Below are 16,491 nucleotides of genomic sequence, written 5' to 3' on the forward strand. Positions count from 1 at the left end.
CCATGTCTGAAGCCATTTCCCCGGAAATCATCGAAGCCCTGCTGCCGGAAGTCGCCGAGCTGATTGTCACGGCGCTCAACCTCGACATGCCGCCAGCCGGCATCGAGCCGGATGCGCCGCTGTTCGGCGACGGCCTCGGCCTCGACTCGATCGACGTGCTCGAAATCGCCCTGGTCATTTCGAAGAAATACGGCTTCCAGCTCAAATCGGACAACGAAGACAACCTGCGCATCTTCTCGTCGCTGCGCGCCCTGTCTACCCACATCGCCACCCAGCGGACCAAATGACCCTGTCCCCGGGCCAGCTGCTGCGCGGCCTGGCCGTCATCGTCTTTCTTGCAGTCTGGGCCTTCCTGGCCCACACCGGCAGCGCCGGCGAAGGCTCCGGCGATCTCTCCGTACTACTCGGCCTCGCCCCCATCGTCACCGCCCTCGTGTTGCTGCTCTGGCGCAGCAGCCACCCGGCGCTGACCGCAACCGGCATATTCGCCATGCTCGGCGGTCTGGCCTGGTATTGGCCGACCCTGCGCGAAAATATCGCGTTGCTATTTTTTATCCAGCACCTCGGCACCAATCTGGCGCTCGGCACGCTGTTCGGACGCAGCCTGCATGGCGACGGCGAAGCGCTGATCACCCAGCTCGCCCGCGCCGTGCATCAGGGCGAACTATCCGAGCGCAAGCGCCTTTACACGCGACGCGCGACACTGGCGTGGACGCTGTTTTTCCTCGGCAACGCACTGATTTCGGCCATTCTCTGGCTGCTCGCCCCGCACACCATCTGGTCTATTTTTGCCAATCTGATGTCGGCCCCGCTGCTCGCCGCCATGTTCATCGGCGAACACATCTGGCGGGTCAAAGCCCTGCCGCCAGAAGAGCGGCCGAGCATCGCCCAGGTCGCCCGCGCCTACCGCATGCGCAACCAGCAGAAAGCGCCGGTGGCCGATCCCGATACGCCGCAGCCGCCTGCCAATCCGTCATGAATACCGTTCCACTGCTCGCCCACGGCGACCTCGACGCCATTTTTGCCTGGACACCGGAAGGCCCGATCAGCGTCGGCGACTACCTTGCCGACGCCCACTGGCTGGCCGAACAATTGCCGGCCACTGGCTATCTGCTCAACCTCTGCCACGACCGTTACCGCTTTGCCGTCGGCTTCGCCGCCGGCCTGCTGCGCGGCATGACCAGCCTGCAACCGTCGTCGCAATCGCCGGAAACCTTCCGCCGCCTGCAGGCCGAGTACCCCGGGCTGCTTTGCCTGTGCGACGGCGCCGCCGACACGCTCGACCTGCCGCGCCTCGACTTCCCGGCGATTTCTACGGTCAACCGGAAAAAAGAGGCAAAAACGAAATCGGCCATCCCGCAGATTTCCGCCGATCACCTTGCTGCCATCCTGTTCACTTCCGGCTCGACCGGCCTGCCGCAGGCCCAGCGCAAGACCTGGGGCAAGCTCGTCGCCAACGGCCGCTCAGAAGCCATCGCCCTCGGCCTTGACCGCCAGCCGCACGCCATCGTCGGTACCGTCCCGGTCCAGCACAGCTATGGTTTCGAATCGACCTTCCTGCTCGCCCTGCACGGCGGCTGCGCCTTCTGGGCCGGCAAGCCGTTCTATCCGCAGGACATCGCCGGCGCGCTGGCCGCCGTGCCACAGCCGCGCCTGCTCGTCACGACGCCTTTCCACCTCTCGGCACTGCTCTCGGCTGAAATCGAACTGCCGCCCGTCGACATGCTGCTCTCGGCCACCGCGCCGCTGTCGACGACGCTGGCCGCCGAAGCCGAAGCCCGCACCGGCGCCCCGATGCTGGAAATCTACGGCTCGACTGAATCCGGCCAGCTAGCCAGCCGACGCACCACAGCCGGCGCGGCGTGGACATTGCTTCCCGGCGTCCGGCTCGAACAGGACGGCGACGACACCGTCGCCTGTGCCGGCCACGTCGAAGGCCGCGTCGCCCTGTCCGACCTCATCGAACTGCTGCCCGACCAGCCCACGCAACCCCTTCAACAGTTCCTGCTCCACGGCCGCCACGCCGACCTCATCAACATCGCCGGCAAACGCACCTCGCTGGCCTACCTCAACCACCAGCTTTGCGCCGTGCCCGGTGTCGTCGATGGCGCCTTCTTCCTGCCCGACGAGGAAGGCCCGGACGGCATCACCCGCCTGACCGCTTTCGTCGTCGCGCCCGGCCTGACTGGCCGGCAAGTTACGGTCGAACTGCGCCAGCGCATCGATGCCATTTTCCTGCCCCGGCCGCTCGTCCTCGTCGACAAGCTGCCACGCAACAGCACCGGCAAACTGCCGCGTGGTGATCTGCAGGCGTTGTATGTAGAGAAAGTCAGCCATGGCGGACGCTGAATATCGCTGGCTGGTCCCCGCCGACCACCCGGCTTTCGCCGGGCATTTTCCCGGCCGGCCCATCGTACCCGGCGTCGTCCTGCTCGACCGCGCCATCCTGTTCGCCGAAGAAATGCTCGGTAAGCCAGGCCTCAACTGGCAAGTCGGCAACGCCAAGTTTTTCAGCCCGGTCGGACCTGAGGAAGCGCTCACTTTCTCGCTAACGACCAAGCCAAGCGGGGCCATTGCCTTCACCGTGCGTGCCGCCGAGCGCGACGTCGCCTCCGGCAGCCTGACGCCCAGCGCGCCATGAGCCAGAAAGAGCCAACCGACGCCGACTGGATGCGCCAGCAGGAACGCAGCAATCTGGCCATCCTCAAGCTCATGGTGTGGATTTCGCTGACCTTCGGCCGCCGCGTTGGCCGCCTCGTCCTTTACGGCATCGCCGCCTATTTCGTCCTGTTCGCCCCGCGCGCCCGCCGCTTCAGCCGCGACTACCTGCATCTGGCGCTGAACCGTTGGGCCGAATGGTCGGACGGCTTCCGCCACGTCTTCAGCTTCGCGAGCACGATCCACGACCGGATCTACCTGCTCAACGACCGTTTCGACCTCTTCGACATCGAAATCATCGGCAACGAAGCCGTGCAGAAAGTCGCCGCCGAGCACCCCGGCGCCTTGCTCATCGGCGCCCACCTCGGCAGCTTCGAAGTCCTGCGCGCCGTCGGCCGCGGCAAGCAGGGGCTCAAGGTGGCGATGATGATGTACGAGGAAAACGCCCGCAAAATCAATTCGACCCTCGAAGCGATCAACCCGGCGGCCAGTCAGGACATCATCCCGCTCGGCCGCATGGATTCGATGCTGCAGGCCCGCGACCGCCTCGACGAGGGCTACCTCGTCGGCATGCTGGCCGACCGCGGGCTGGGCGACGACGCCACGGTCGATTGCGATTTTCTTGGCAAACCAGCCCCGTTCCCGCTCGGCCCCTTCCGCATGGCCGCCATGCTGCGTCGTCCGGTCTTCTTCATGACCGGCCTCTATCTCGGCGGCAATCGCTACCAGCTGCATTTCGAGCCGCTGGCCGATTTTTCGCAGACGACGCGTGAAGAACGCGACACGGCAATCCACGCCGCCATGCAACACTACGCCGACCGCCTGACGCATTATTGCCATCTGGCGCCGTATAACTGGTTCAATTTCTTCGATTTCTGGCAGAAAATATGATCAAACTTCTCCTCGGCTGTCTTTTTCTGCTGGTTTTGGCCCTGCCGGCCTCAGCCGCTTTCGATGTCGGCCAACTGATGACCGACCTCGCCAAAAACAAAGGCGGCAAGGCAAAATTCACCGAGAAAAAATACATCTCGCTGCTCGACAAGCCCGTCGTCTCGTCCGGCGAAATGAGTTACACGGCGCCCGACCGGCTCGAAAAGCGGACGCTGGTTCCCAAGGTCGAAACCCTGCTGCTCGACAAGGACATCCTGTCCATCGAGCGCGAGAAGCAGAAACTGAGCATCAATCTGGCCAACCAGCCGGAAGCGCTGGCTTTCGTGGACAGCATCCGCGGAACGCTGTCGGGCAACCGGGCGGCGCTAGAGAAAAACTATGCCCTGCATTTATCGGGCAATGCCGACAAGTGGGTGCTCACACTACTGCCTAGCGACCAGAAAATCTCGGCCCTGGTCCTGCGCATCACGGTCAGCGGCAGCAAGAACCTGATCCGCAGCATCGAGTACCTGCAGGCCGACGGTGACCGCTCGGTGCTCAACATGGAGCCGATCGAGACCAAATGAGCGCGGCGGCTCGTGCCTTCCTGATCTGGCTGCTGGCCATGCTGGCCGGGGCAGCCGTTGTCTGGAACAGCCACTTTTCGGCCGACATGTCCTTTTTCCTGCCGGCCCGGCCGAGCCCGGCGCAGCGGGTACTGGTCGACCAGTTGAAGGAGGGCGTCGTCACCCGACTGCTCATGGTTGCCATCGAAGGCGGCGATGCGGCGCAGCGGGCGACCGTTTCGCGCCAATTGCACGGTCGACTGGAAAAATTGCCCGAATTCGTCGCCGTCGAGAACGGCCAGGCCGGCAGTCTCGATGCCGACCGCGACTTCCTGTTCCGCCACCGCTACCTGCTCAGCCCGGCCGTCAAGCCTGAGAGATTCACCGTCGACGGCCTGCGCGACAGCATCGCCAACAGCATCGATCTGCTTGCCTCGCCGGCCGGCATGATGATCAAGCCCTTGCTGCCGCGCGACCCGACCGGCGAAATGATCGAGCTGCTCTCCGGCCTCGGCGCCGGCGCCCAGCCCAATGTGCGCGAGGGCGTCTGGGCCTCACGCGACGGCGAACGGGCCATGCTGCTGATCCAGAGCGCCGCCCTTGGGTCGGACACCGATGCCCAGGAACAGGCCATTGCCACCATCCGCAGCCAGTTTGCCGAGAGCGCGCAATACGCCGGTTTCAGCGACGCCCGGATCGTGATTTCCGGCCCCGGCGTCTTCGCCGTCAAATCGCGCGAAACGATCAAGAGCGAAGTCAGCAAGCTGTCGGCAATCAGCACGCTGGCCATCATCGCGGTGCTGCTCTTCGTCTATCGCTCGGCCCGCTTGCTCAGCCTCGGCCTGCTGCCCGTGGTCAGCGGGGCGCTGGCCGGCATCGTCGCCGTCAGCCTTGTCTACGGCACGGTCTTCGGCATCACCGTCGGCTTCGGTGCGGCGCTGATCGGCGAGGCGGTCGATTACTCGATCTACTATTTCGTCCAGTCCGGCCGGCTCGGTGCGGCTGAATGGCGGGCGCGCTTCTGGCCGACCATCCGCCTCGGCGTGCTGACCTCCGTTTGCGGCTTCGCGGCGCTGCTCTTTTCCGGTTTCCCCGGCCTCGCCCAGCTCGGCCTCTATTCGCTGAGCGGCGTGCTGACCGCCGCGCTGGTCACCCGCTTCATTCTGCCGGCCCTGGCCGGCAACGACCATCCGATCCGCGATCTGAGTCACCTCGCGCCGCCGCTCAAACAGGGCATCCGGGCCCTGCAGGGTCTGCGCTGGGCGATCATCCTGCTCACGCTCGCCGCCGCCACTGTCCTCGTCATCGACCGCCATCAACTGTGGCACCCCAACCTGTCGGCGCTGAGCACGGTCAGCGCCGAAGACTCGGCCACCGACATGGCACTCCGCGCCGACATTGGTGCCCCGGACTCACGCTACATGGCCGTCATCACGGCGCCCGACCGCGAAGCTGCGCTGCGGGCTGCCGAAAAGGCTGGGCAGCAACTCGATGCGCTGGTCGCCAAAGGCATCATCGGCGGCTACGACAGCCCGGCCCGCTTCCTGCCCAGCCAGGCCATGCAGGACAGCCGGCGGGCCAGTTTGCCGGCCGGCGACGTTCTGGCTGAGCGCCTGCACACCGCGCAGGCCGATTCGCCGCTCGCCGCCAACAAACTCGGCGCCTTCCTCGACGAAGTCGCCAGGGCGAAAGAGCAGGGCAGCATCACCCGCGAAACGCTCAACGGCACCAGCCTGGCGCTGGCCGTCGATTCGCTGCTCATGCAACGGCCGAACGGCTGGAGTGTGCTGCTGCCGCTGCGCCCGCCAGCCGGCGTCAAGGGCGTGGACATCGACATCGAGCCGGTACGCGCCACACTGGCCGGCAGCGGCGCGCTGTTCATCGACATGAAGTTCGAATTCGACCGGCTCTACAACGACTATCTCGACGAAGCGACGCTGCTCTCGCTGGCCGGCTTCTTTGCCATCGTCGCGCTGCTCGCCGTCACCCTTCGCTCCGTCCGCAGGCTCGGCGCCGTCCTGCTGCCGCTGCTGCTTGCCGTCATTCTGGTCGTCGCTGGCGTCCATCTGGCGGGCGAACAACTGCACCTCATGCACCTGATCGGCATGCTGCTGATCGTCGCCGTCGGCTCCAATTACGCGCTGTTCTTCGACCGGGCCGGCAATGAACACCGGCTCGATCCGCCGACCCTGGCCTCGATGGCCATCGCCAACCTGACCACCGCCATCGGCTTCGGCACGCTCGCCCTGTCCAGCGTGCCGGTGCTGCACGCCGTCGGCATCACCGTCGGCCCGGGCGCCGCGCTGGCCCTGCTGCTGTCGGCCTGTTTTTCGAGGCGCGAAGGTGACTGAGCGCAATTCCACGGTCAACCGGAAATATTGGCCAAAAATGAAAACCCACGTTTCACGTGAAACCGCCGCATGAGCGCCGCGCTTAGAACCCTGCGCCATGACGGTGGCGGCGACAGCCTGCTGGTCCTGCTCCCCGGCGCCTACATGACGCCCGAACATTTCGTCGCCAACGGTTTTTTTGCCGACGCCGCCGTGCGCCATCTCAAGCTCGACATCGTCGCTGTCGACCTCGGGCTTGACGCCGTGTCGAGCGGCGACGCGTTGCCCGCGGTCATCGAGCAGATTTTGATCCCGGCCCGCGCCCAGTATCGGCAAGTCTGGCTCGGCGGCATCTCGCTCGGCGGCCTGCTCGCGCTCTGCCTCAACGCCGATCATCCCGGCCTCGTCGATGGCCTGTGCCTCATCGCGCCGTACCCCGGCAGCCGGCTGACCACCAACGCCATCAAGCGGGCCGGTGGTCTCGACCTCTGGGAACCAAACGCCGTCGATCTGACCGACCCCGAGTTCCGCGCCTATCGCTGGCTCAAGGCGCCGCCGGCCGGTTTCCCGGTTTTCGTCGGCTACGGCACGGAAGACCGCTTCGCCGAAGGCATGCGAGACATCGCCGACCGCTTCCCGACCGCCACCCGCTGCGCCTTGCCGGGCAACCACGACTGGCCGGTGTGGCGTGATTTGTGGGAACATTTTCTCAACCTTGGCCACTTCGCCGCCTGACATGCCGACGCCCAGGAAGCCGACCCTCGCCATCAAAGCCACGCTCGCGACCCACGCCGCGGCTGCCGTCGGCTGCCTCGCCGCGCCGGCCATCTGGCCGTGGGCCGTCGGCGCGCTAGTCATCAACCACGCCATCATCACGACGGCCGGCCTGCTGCCACGGACAACGCTGCTCGGCCCCAACCTCAACCGCCTGCCAGATGACGCCGTGGCCCGCCGCGAAGTTGCCATCACCATCGACGACGGCCCCGACCCGGAAGTCACGCCGCGCGTCCTCGACCTGCTCGATGCCACCGAAGCCAAGGCCACCTTTTTCTGCATCGGCTGGCGCGCCCGCGAAAACCCGGCGCTATGCCGGGAAATCGTCGCCCGCGGCCATCGCGTCGAGAACCACGGCGACTCGCACTCCAAAGCCTTCGCCTTCTTCGGCCCCGGCCGCATGAAGGCCGACATTGCCGCGGCGCAAGCGACTTTCAGCGAAATCACCGGTCAGACGCCACGCTACTTCCGCGCCACGGCCGGCCTGCGCAATCCTTTCCTCGACGCCGTGCTGCACGGCCTCGGCCTCAAGCTGGCCAGCTGGACGCGCCGCCCCTACGACACGCGCTGCGGCGACCCGGATATCATTTTTCGACGCCTCACCCGCAATCTCGGTCCCGGCGACATCCTGCTCCTGCACGACGGCCACGCCGCCCGCACGGCAGATGGCCAGCCGGTCATCCTCGCCGTTCTGCCGCGCCTGATCACCGCTCTGCGCCAACATTCACTCAACCCCGTCACCTTGCCCGACGCCACCTCATGACCAAGCGTTTCCTGCGCACCCTGCTCGACGAAGCCAGCCGCCCCTTCATCGGCGGCGGCCATTTCGCCTACCACTACTCGCGCGGCAAGCTGTCCTCCGACAGCATCTTCCGCGAGATCCTCAAGCGCGGCCTGTTCCCGGCCGAAGGCCGTTATCTCGACCTCGGCTGCGGCCAGGGCAGCCTGTTTTCATGGCTGCTCGCCGCCCGCAAGCTGTACGAGGCCGGCAACTGGCCGAAGGGCTGGCCGGCGGCGCCCAAGGCCCTGAGCCTGCGCGGCATCGAACTCATGCAGAAGGACGTTGACCGCGCCGCCCGCGCTTTCGGTGCTGATCACCCGATCGTCCGCATCGAGCAGGGCGACATGACCAAGGCCGACTTTGGCCACGCCGACGTCATCACCATCCTTGATGCCCTGCATTATTTCGACCACGCCCACCAGAAAGACGTCATCAAGCGCATCCGCGCCGCGCTGCCGCCGGGCGGCCTGTTCCTCACCCGCGTCGGCGACGCCTCGGCCGGGCTGCCTTACCACGTCTGTAACTGGGTCGATCACGCCGTCACTTTCATTCGCGGCCATCGCCTGCCGCGCCTCTATTGTCGGCCGCTGGCCGAGTGGATCGCGCTGCTCGAATGCCTCGGTTTCACGGTCGAGACCGACCCGATGAACGACATCAAGCCCTTCGCCAACGTCATGCTGGTCTGCCGCGTTCCGGCCAATCTGCCCGCCTGACGCCATGCGTTGCAGCCGCCTGGCCATCCTCACCGCTGCGCTGCTTGCCACACTGGCCGGCTGCTCGCTGTTCGAGGAAGGCGAGGAGGAGGGCGGCGCGCTACCGCCCGACATGGCACGGCGGGCCGATGGCAAGACGGCCTCCGCCTGGCCGACTTCGCTGGCCGAAGGCGACGTCAAAAAGCGCATCGTCCGCCTGATTCCCGCTTACGCGAAAGACCGTCAGGGCTGGGCCGACGACCTGCACACGGCCTTCAAAACACTTGAAGTTCCGCACGCGACGCAAACCTATTGCGCCGCCCTCGCCATCATCGAGCAGGAATCGAGCTTCCAGGCCGATCCCAGCGTGCCCGGCCTGCCCAACATCGTGCGCCGCGAACTCGACAACCGGGCCGGGCGTTACGGCGTGCCGTCGCTGCTCGTCAATGCCGCGCTGAGCAAGAAGTCGCCCGATGGCAAGAGCTACAACGAGCGCATCGACGCGCTGAAGACCGAAAAGCAGGTCAATGCCCTGTTCGAGGACATGACCGGCGAGCTGCCCTTCGGCCGCCAGTTGTTTGCCGACTACAACCCCGTGCGCACCGGCGGCCCGATGCAGGTCAGCATCGATTTCGCGACGCAGCAGGTCAAGGAGCGCAACTACCCGTATCCGATGGCGAAAAAGGTGCGCGACGAGGTGTTCACGCGGCGCGGCGGCGTCTATTTCGGCAGCGCCATCCTGCTCGATTACGAAGTCCCCTACGACACCATCACCTACCGTTTCGCCGACTTCAATTCAGGCCGCTACAGCAGCCGCAACGCCGCCTTCCAGCTAGCACTCGGCAAGCTCACGGGCAAACCGCTGTCCCCGGACGGCGACCTGATGCGCTACGAAAACGGCCAGCCGGCAACCGTACCGAGCAGCGTCGAGGAAGCCGCCATCGGCATCGCCAAACAACTAGACATGAGCCGCCCGCAAATCCGCCGCGACCTGCTCCTGGAAAAATCCCCGGCCTTCGGCCGCAGCCCGCTCTTCAACCGCGTCTTCGAACTGGCCGAAAAAGGCGCCAAGCCGATGCGCCGGCAAACCCTGCCGCAGATCGACCTGAAAAGCCCGAAAATCAGCCGAAAACTGACCACCGAATGGTTCGCCCGAAAGGTCGAAGGGCGCTACCGGACCTGTCTGGCCCGCAGCAGCGGTCGCTAGCCGAATGCTACGGTCAACCGGAAATTTTGGCCAAAATCGAAATCAGAAATACATCTGCGCCAGCGAGTAGGCGACGATCGTCGAGGTGATGACGCCGATCCAGCCGGGAATCATGAAGCTGTGGTTGAGCAGGTATTTGCCGATGCGCGTCGTGCCGCTGCGGTCCATGTTGATCGCCGCCAGATCGCTCGGGTAGAAGGCGAAGAAGAAGTAGGCGTAGCAGGAGGGCATGAGGCCGAGCAGCAGTTGCGGGCTCAAACCGAGAGCGAGGCCGAAGGGCAGCATGATGGTCAGCGTCGCCGCCTGACTCTTGACGAAGGCCGAGACGGCGAACATGGCCAAGGCGAAGGTCCATGGCGCGTATTCGACCATGGCCTTGATGTTTTCAACCAGGAAAGCCTCGTTGGCCTTGACGAAGGTGTCGCTCATCCAGGCGATCCCGAAGATCGAGACGACGGCGATCATACCGGCCGTAAATACTTCCGATTTGGCGATGGCTGCCGCCTTGACGTCGGCGGCGAAGAGGATGAAGGCGCCGAAAGCGAGCATCACCAACTGGACGACAGTGGTCATCGGAATCGGCTTGCCCTTGGCCAGCGGCAGCACGCTCGGGTAGAGGGCAAGGGCGACGATGGTCAGGATGCCGGTAAAGAACAGCACGACCGACAGGCGGGCCGACTTGGGCAGGGTCTTGTCGAGCGTCGTCACCGACATTTCGACCGTGGCGCGGAAAGCCGGGTCTTTCATGCGTTCCTGAAACTCCGGATCCTTGTCGAGATCGAGGCCACGATTCATGCTCCAGAAGGCCGCCGCCAGAACGCCGATGAGGCCGGCCGGCAGCGTGACCATGAGGATCTGGGCCAGCGTCACCGGCGCATCGGTCTTCGCCGTCATCGCCAGGAAAGTCGTCACGGCGGCCGCCACCGGGCTCGCCGTGATGCCCATCTGCGAAGCGACGCTGGAAATCGCCATCGGCCGTTCCGGGCGGATTTTGGTTTTGAGCGCCACGTCAGCAATGACTGGCAGCAGCGAATAGACAGCGTGGCCGGTGCCGACGCAAACAGTCAGCAAAAAGGTGGAGAGCGGCGCCAGAATCGTGATCTGCTGCGGATGCCTGCGCATCACGCGTTCGGCCTGCTGGACCAGCCAGTCGAGGCCGCCAGCCACTTGCAGCGTCGCCGAGGCGGTGACCACGGCGAGGATGATGAGCATGACGGTAATCGGCGGTTCCGATGGTGCAACGCGGAAACCGAAACTGAGCACCGCCACGCCTAACCCGCCGATCAGCCCAAGTGCCACCCCGCCGCGACGAATACCGATCAGGATAGCGGTCAGAACCAGCGCAAACTGAATCCAGAAATCAAACATGGTGTTCCCCTTAAGCAAACTCTTATATGCTGCAGCGCAGCAATTTCAGGTCACTATGCCACAGGGGAACAGGCGACATAAGGGCGTCGGCAAGGTAAATCTGCACGGGTGTTGATCTGCATCAGCCCCAGCCGGGCTTGCCACGGTCAACCGGGAAAAAGGGGCAAAAATGAAATCTGAAATCAGCGAGCCAGCACCCAGCCGGCAATCTGCCCAACAACTTGCGACTCAATGCCATTGAAGCCGTGATAGGCCATCGCCTCGCACGGATCGCCCCGGCTGATTCCATCACGAAAGGATAGCAACTGCTGGCGCGGCAGCCCTTCCAGCCTCTGCATGAGGTTCGGTATTTCGCTGAAGGCGCAACGGCTGCAGCCGTCCAGCTCATGATGGGCGACGAGCACCGGGATACTCAACTTATCCAGCGCCATGGCCGGCACCGACGGCGCCTTCGGATCGGTCAGGATGGTCGAAGTCAGCACCAGACCGTCCGGCCCGTCGGCCCGACTCAGGCGTGTCGCCACCGCCGCAATCGACTGCGTCCCCCGGCTGGTCCCGACCAGCCACACCGGCAAGCCCGGTTGCTGGCGCACCCAGGCGATCACCGCCAGGGCATCCGCCGCGTGCTCCGGCCCCTGGCGGTAGCCGGCCAGAAAGGGCGGCGATTGGCGATCCGACGGCGCGTCGATGACCACTGTCAGCAAGCCATTATCGACAAACAGCTGTCGGCTGCGCATCAGGAAATTTGCTTTGCCCCAGCCGAAAGAGCCATCAGCAGCAATCTGCAAGCCGCCATGCCCACCGGCGAAGAGAATCACCGCCGCCTTGGGCGAGGGCGGGGCGAGAACCAGCAGGCGCTGCGTGACGCCGGGGCGTGTTGGAATGTCGACGACCTTGGACTCGGTCTGGCCGAAAGCCAGAGTAACGAAAAACCATAAGACCAGGCCCCGCCAGTTTTTCAGTAAGCCATGCATCTTCGTAACCCATCTTCCCGCGATAAAAATATTAAGAAGTCCATGCTCCTATAAGCCTGATGGAGTTGACCGCTAACGTACAAGCCCGGAAGAACAGTCTGGCTTATCCGCAGATAGGCAATCATGCCATCCATTTACAACGGCCCCCTCTGCTAAAATTCACGTCACCCCATTTCGAGCGCCACCGTGACCCCGCTGCTGCTTTCCGCCTACACCGCCACAACCTGCCTCGGGCGCGGCCTTGATACCACGCGCGAGGCTTTGCGCAATGGGCGGAGCGGGTTGGTGCCGTGCGCTTTCGAAACAGTGCAACTCGATACCTGGATGGGCGAGGTCGCTGGCGTTGATGCAGAAATACTGCCGGAAGCGCTGGTTGAATACGATTGCCGCAACAACCGGCTAACGCAGATGGGCCTCGAAACCGACGGTTTTGCCGACCGCGTGCGCGAAGCGATTGCGCGTTACGGCAAATCGCGGGTCGGCGTATTCCTCGGCACCAGTACCGCCGGCATCCTGCAGACCGAGCTGGCCTATCGCCGGCGCGACCCGGAAAGCGGTGCGCTGCCCGACGATTTTCATTACCGCACAACGCACAATTCCTTCTCGCTGGCCGAATTCACGCGCGATTATTTCGGGCTGGAAGGCATGGCGATGGCCATTTCGACGGCCTGTTCGTCGAGCGCCAAGGTCTTTGCCGCCGCTGCCCGCCAACTGGAACTCGGCAGCATCGACGCGGCCATTGTCGGCGGCGTCGATACGCTGTGCCTGACCACACTCTACGGCTTCGCCTCGCTCCAGCTGACCTCGGCCCAACCATGCCGTCCCTACGATGCGGCACGCAACGGTATTTCGGTCGGCGAGGGCGCCGCTTTTGCCCTGCTTGAACGTTGTGACCAGCCGGCCGCTGGTTCGGTATTGCTGCTGGGTACCGGTGAATCTAGCGACGCTTATCACATGTCTTCGCCCCACCCGGAAGGGCTGGGCGCCAAAATGGCCATGCAAGCCGCGCTGCGTTCGGCCGGACTGACGGCTGGCGACATCGACTACATCAACCTGCACGGCACCTCGACACCGGCCAACGATGCCGCCGAGGGCAAGGCCGTTGTAGCCCTGTTCGGCAACGGCGTTCCCTGCAGTTCGACCAAGGGCGCCACCGGCCATACCCTGGGCGCCGCTGGAGCGGTCGAGGCGATCATCTGTGCCCTGACCCTGACCGACGGCTTCCTGCCCGGCAGCCCGGGCACCGAGAATGTCGATCCGGCCATTCCCGTCGATTACCTGCTCAAAACTCGGGAGGGCAAGGTCAGCCGTGCCCTGACCAATTCCTTCGGCTTCGGTGGCAGCAATTGCAGCCTGATTCTGGGAGTCGCAAAATGAGCCGCCCGCTGACTGCGTGGATCGAAGGCATCGGCTTTCTGGCCCCCGGCCTGCCGGACTGGCCGACCGCCCGTGCCGTTTTGCGCGGCGAAACGCCGTTGACCGCAGCACCTTCCGTTTTGCCGGCACCGAGCATCCTGCCGCCGGCCGAACGGCGCCGGGCCAGCCGCGTCGTCAAGCTGACGCTGGCTGTCGGCCTCGAAGCCGCCGCCCATGCCGGCGCCGACGTCGCGACGCTGGCCACCGTTTTTTCGGCCTCAGGCGCCGACGGCCACAACTGCCACGCCTTGTGCGAGCAACTGGCCACCGACGACCGCCAGATTTCGCCGACCCGTTTCCACAATTCGGTGCATAACGCCGCCGCCGGTTACTGGGGCATTGCCACCGGCGCGATGGCGCCGTGCCAGGTCATCTGCGCCTACGATGCGAGCTTCGGCGCCGGCCTGATCGACGCGCTGGGTCAGGTCGTTCTCGACCGCCAGACTACGCTTTTGATCGCCTACGACAGCGAATATCCCGAGCCGCTTTTTGCCAAGCGGCCGGTGCCGGATGTAGCTGGCATCGCACTGTTGCTGACACCTGAACGCAGTGAGCGCTCGCTCGCATCGATTACGGTGACGCCGGATAGCGCGGCCGCCGAGCCTCTGGCCGACGCCGCACTGGAAGCACTGCGCGTCTCCATCCCGGCCCTGCGCGCGCTGCCGCTGCTGCAAAAACTGGCGCGCGGCGAGAGCGGGAAAATCTGTCTCGACTACCTGCCGCCGATGCAGTTGTCGATCGATATCGAATGTTGCTGACCCACCTAAACCTTCGCCGGCAAGGGGAAACGGTTTGATTCTGCGCATGGCCACGCCACTCGACCACGCCTGGATCGCCGCCCACATCCCGCATCAGGGCAGCATGTGCCTGCTCGATGCGGTGAAGGAATGGTCCGACTCGGCGATCACCTGCCGTGCCATCAGCCATGCCGACCCGGCCAATCCACTGCGGGCCGAAGGCCGACTTGGTGCGGCTAACGGTATCGAATACGCCGCGCAGGCCATGGCCATCCACGGCGCGCTGATTGCCGGCGACGACGCATCTCCGCGCCAGGGCTACCTGACCAGCGTACGCAGCGTCAGCCTGCATGTCGCACGTCTCGACGACCTGCCGGGCGAACTCGACGTGCAAGCCGAGCGCCTGTCCGGCGACAACAACAACATTCTCTACCAGTTCTCGCTCAGCCACGCCGGCCGCTGCCTGCTCGAAGGCCGCGCCGCCGTGGTCCTCGACGCTGCGGCGCTGGGCTGAGCCTTCTACGGTCAACCGGAAATAATGGGCAAAAAGGAAATGTCATGAAGCGCGCTCTCGTCACTGGCGGCAGCGGCGGCATCGGCGCTGCGATCTGCAAGCGCCTCGCCGCTGACGGCCATCACGTCATCGTCCATGCCAATCGCAGCCGCGAGAAGGCCGAAGCTGTCGTCGCCGAGATCATCGCCGCTGGCGGCAGCGCCGAAGCCGTGGCTTTCGATGTCACCGAGCGCGCCGCGACCGCCGCTGCGCTGGAAAAGCTGCTCGAACCGGGGCCGATCCAGATTCTCGTCAACAACGCCGGCATCCACGCCGACGCCGTTTTCCCCGGCATGAGTGCCGAGCAATGGCATTCAGTTGTCGACGTCTCGCTCAACGGCTTTTTCAATGTCACCCAGCCGCTGACCATGCCGATGATCCGCACGCGCTGGGGCCGCATCATCAATATTTCGTCGATTGCCGGCATCACCGGCAACCGCGGCCAGGTCAATTACTCCGCTGCCAAGGGGGCATTGCATGCCGCCAGCAAGTCGCTGGCCCTCGAACTGGCCAGCCGTGGCATCACGGTCAACGCCGTGGCGCCGGGCATCATCGCCACCGACATGATCGAAGGCGCCTTCGATGCCGAAGCGATCAAGAATCTCGTGCCGATGAAACGCGCCGGCAAGCCGGAAGAAGTGGCTGATCTGGTCGCCTTTCTCGCCTCCGAGCGGGCGGCCTATATTTCCGGGCAGGTCATCTCGATCAACGGCGGCATGATCTGAAGCCATCCTTCCGGCACGACAAATAATTCATCTTGCATGGTTCGGCCCGATACCGGATGATCGGATTCGACCCGTCGAAAAGGAGAATCCGCCATGCCCGACTTCTATCCCCGCGTTACCGCCAAAACATCGTCGGAGCCACTGACAACGGCGCCGCTCGACTTTTTCCAGAACCCTTTATCCGCCTGGCAATCGTTCCAGATGCCCCTGTCTGGCGACGTGACGCAGGCAATCAATCCGTGGTCATGGACCTTCGGCTCGGCGACCAGCCAGCTCGGGCTGGTCAACATCAACCTCGGGCGCAGCTGCAACCCGGAAGTCGAGCAGGAAGTGCTCGATGAAGTCGGCAGCTACGGCAAGCAGCTCGGCTGTATCGGCGACGCGCTAGGGGTGCTCATCAAGCACGTCAAGCTGGACGAACTGGCGCCCGCCGAGCGCGACGCCATCACCAAGTTGCGTTTCCAGCTTGAGGCCATCGAACAGATCAAGACCGGGCACCGGACCACGAAAAAGGTAACGAAGCGCACGTGACTCTACTGTGCAAGGCTAGAATGAAGCTGCCCAAACCTTGTAGGAGGTGTCCATGAATCCCCCAAATGACAGCTGTCTGAGCCTGCACGACGCGGCGCAAACACTGGCCGCCGGACCGGATGCCCAGCATGAGATTGAAGTCGCGCTGGCCCACGCCATCGAACATGGCGAATTGCACGCCAATGTGAAACGCTGGGCGACCGAGCAATGGGAAGGGCGGCAGTTGCCGGGCAATATCAACCGGCTGGAAACCTTCATCGAGCGCGCCGAACTGGATGCCTGGCAGCGAAGCCGCCAGCCGGCCTGAAC

At 64.6% G+C, this 16,491-nt stretch carries 19 protein-coding genes; 17 read left to right on the forward strand and 2 right to left on the reverse strand.

The features are described from left to right. Positions 1 to 2 precede the first annotated feature (2 nt). The 11 genes from WBK19_RS19895 to WBK19_RS19945 all read left to right on the forward strand — a co-directional run bounded on the left by WBK19_RS19895 (position 3) and on the right by WBK19_RS19945 (position 9,878). Positions 3 to 287: a phosphopantetheine-binding protein gene (locus tag WBK19_RS19895; protein ID WP_511292805.1), complete on the forward strand. Its 285-nt coding sequence runs from the start codon at positions 3 to 5 to the stop codon at positions 285 to 287. Continuing rightward, positions 284 to 979, forward strand: coding sequence for a COG4648 family protein (locus WBK19_RS19900; RefSeq protein WP_511292806.1), 696 nt, complete (start codon positions 284 to 286; stop codon positions 977 to 979). Before WBK19_RS19895 ends, WBK19_RS19900 begins: the two co-directional genes overlap by 4 nt. Continuing rightward, the gene (locus WBK19_RS19905; RefSeq protein WP_511292807.1) at positions 976 to 2,349 is read left to right on the forward strand and encodes an AMP-binding protein; all 1,374 of its coding nucleotides are present in this window, start codon (positions 976 to 978) and stop codon (positions 2,347 to 2,349) included. Before WBK19_RS19900 ends, WBK19_RS19905 begins: the two co-directional genes overlap by 4 nt. After that, positions 2,336 to 2,641 carry an ApeI family dehydratase gene (locus WBK19_RS19910; RefSeq protein WP_511292808.1) on the forward strand — a complete coding sequence of 102 codons (306 nt, stop codon included), beginning with the start codon at positions 2,336 to 2,338 and terminating at the stop codon, positions 2,639 to 2,641. The genes WBK19_RS19905 and WBK19_RS19910 overlap by 14 nt, the downstream gene beginning before the upstream one ends. Continuing rightward, on the forward strand, positions 2,638 to 3,549 hold the full coding sequence (locus WBK19_RS19915) for a lysophospholipid acyltransferase family protein (RefSeq protein ID WP_511292809.1): 912 nt from the start codon (positions 2,638 to 2,640) through the stop codon (positions 3,547 to 3,549). The genes WBK19_RS19910 and WBK19_RS19915 overlap by 4 nt, the downstream gene beginning before the upstream one ends. Beyond that, positions 3,546 to 4,115, forward strand: coding sequence for a LolA-related protein (locus WBK19_RS19920; protein WP_511292810.1), 570 nt, complete (start codon positions 3,546 to 3,548; stop codon positions 4,113 to 4,115). Before WBK19_RS19915 ends, WBK19_RS19920 begins: the two co-directional genes overlap by 4 nt. Then, positions 4,112 to 6,445, forward strand: coding sequence for an MMPL family transporter (locus WBK19_RS19925; protein ID WP_511292811.1), 2,334 nt, complete (start codon positions 4,112 to 4,114; stop codon positions 6,443 to 6,445). Before WBK19_RS19920 ends, WBK19_RS19925 begins: the two co-directional genes overlap by 4 nt. Positions 6,446 to 6,514: 69 nt before the next feature. Continuing rightward, on the forward strand, positions 6,515 to 7,159 hold the full coding sequence (locus tag WBK19_RS19930) for an alpha/beta fold hydrolase (RefSeq protein ID WP_511292812.1): 645 nt from the start codon (positions 6,515 to 6,517) through the stop codon (positions 7,157 to 7,159). 1 nt (position 7,160) lies between these two features. Next, positions 7,161 to 7,961, forward strand: a complete 801-nt coding sequence (locus tag WBK19_RS19935; RefSeq protein ID WP_511292813.1) for a polysaccharide deacetylase family protein — start codon at positions 7,161 to 7,163, stop codon at positions 7,959 to 7,961. Further along, entirely contained in the window at positions 7,958 to 8,692 is a 735-nt protein-coding gene (locus WBK19_RS19940) for a class I SAM-dependent methyltransferase (protein WP_511292814.1), read from the forward strand. The genes WBK19_RS19935 and WBK19_RS19940 overlap by 4 nt, the downstream gene beginning before the upstream one ends. 4 nt (positions 8,693 to 8,696) lie before the next feature. Next, positions 8,697 to 9,878 (forward strand): DUF1615 domain-containing protein, encoded by a 1,182-nt coding sequence (locus WBK19_RS19945; protein WP_511292815.1) that lies wholly within the window; start codon positions 8,697 to 8,699, stop codon positions 9,876 to 9,878. A gap of 42 nt (positions 9,879 to 9,920) precedes the next feature. Here the strand turns inward: WBK19_RS19945 and WBK19_RS19950 are convergent, their stop codons facing one another. Further along, positions 9,921 to 11,246, reverse strand: coding sequence for an anaerobic C4-dicarboxylate transporter (locus tag WBK19_RS19950; protein ID WP_511292816.1), 1,326 nt, complete (start codon positions 11,244 to 11,246; stop codon positions 9,921 to 9,923). 182 nt (positions 11,247 to 11,428) lie between these two features. Further along, positions 11,429 to 12,220, reverse strand: a complete 792-nt coding sequence (locus WBK19_RS19955) for an alpha/beta hydrolase (protein WP_511292817.1) — start codon at positions 12,218 to 12,220, stop codon at positions 11,429 to 11,431. A 186-nt stretch (positions 12,221 to 12,406) separates the two neighbouring features. On the opposite strand from WBK19_RS19955, the gene WBK19_RS19960 reads away from it, so the two are divergent. The 6 genes from WBK19_RS19960 to WBK19_RS19985 all read left to right on the forward strand — a co-directional run bounded on the left by WBK19_RS19960 (position 12,407) and on the right by WBK19_RS19985 (position 16,489). Then, positions 12,407 to 13,597, forward strand: a complete 1,191-nt coding sequence (locus WBK19_RS19960; protein ID WP_511292818.1) for a beta-ketoacyl-[acyl-carrier-protein] synthase family protein — start codon at positions 12,407 to 12,409, stop codon at positions 13,595 to 13,597. After that, positions 13,594 to 14,394, forward strand: a complete 801-nt coding sequence (locus WBK19_RS19965; RefSeq protein WP_511292819.1) for a beta-ketoacyl synthase chain length factor — start codon at positions 13,594 to 13,596, stop codon at positions 14,392 to 14,394. Before WBK19_RS19960 ends, WBK19_RS19965 begins: the two co-directional genes overlap by 4 nt. Before the next feature lie 34 nt (positions 14,395 to 14,428). Further along, complete coding sequence (locus tag WBK19_RS19970; RefSeq protein WP_511292820.1) at positions 14,429 to 14,887, forward strand: hotdog family protein; 459 nt, start codon at positions 14,429 to 14,431, stop codon at positions 14,885 to 14,887. Positions 14,888 to 14,931: 44 nt separating this feature from the next. Continuing rightward, a complete protein-coding gene (gene fabG, locus WBK19_RS19975; RefSeq protein WP_511292821.1) occupies positions 14,932 to 15,651 on the forward strand; it encodes a 3-oxoacyl-ACP reductase FabG in 720 nt (239 codons plus the stop codon). 93 nt (positions 15,652 to 15,744) lie between these two features. Further along, entirely contained in the window at positions 15,745 to 16,182 is a 438-nt protein-coding gene (locus WBK19_RS19980; RefSeq protein ID WP_511292822.1) for a hypothetical protein, read from the forward strand. A 52-nt stretch (positions 16,183 to 16,234) separates the two neighbouring features. Beyond that, on the forward strand, positions 16,235 to 16,489 hold the full coding sequence (locus WBK19_RS19985; RefSeq protein ID WP_511292823.1) for a hypothetical protein: 255 nt from the start codon (positions 16,235 to 16,237) through the stop codon (positions 16,487 to 16,489). The last annotated feature ends 2 nt before the right edge of the window (positions 16,490 to 16,491 follow it).

The sequence above is a fragment of the Azonexus sp. genome (genome assembly GCF_049652925.1).
Taxonomy (GTDB): domain Bacteria; phylum Pseudomonadota; class Gammaproteobacteria; order Burkholderiales; family Rhodocyclaceae; genus Azonexus.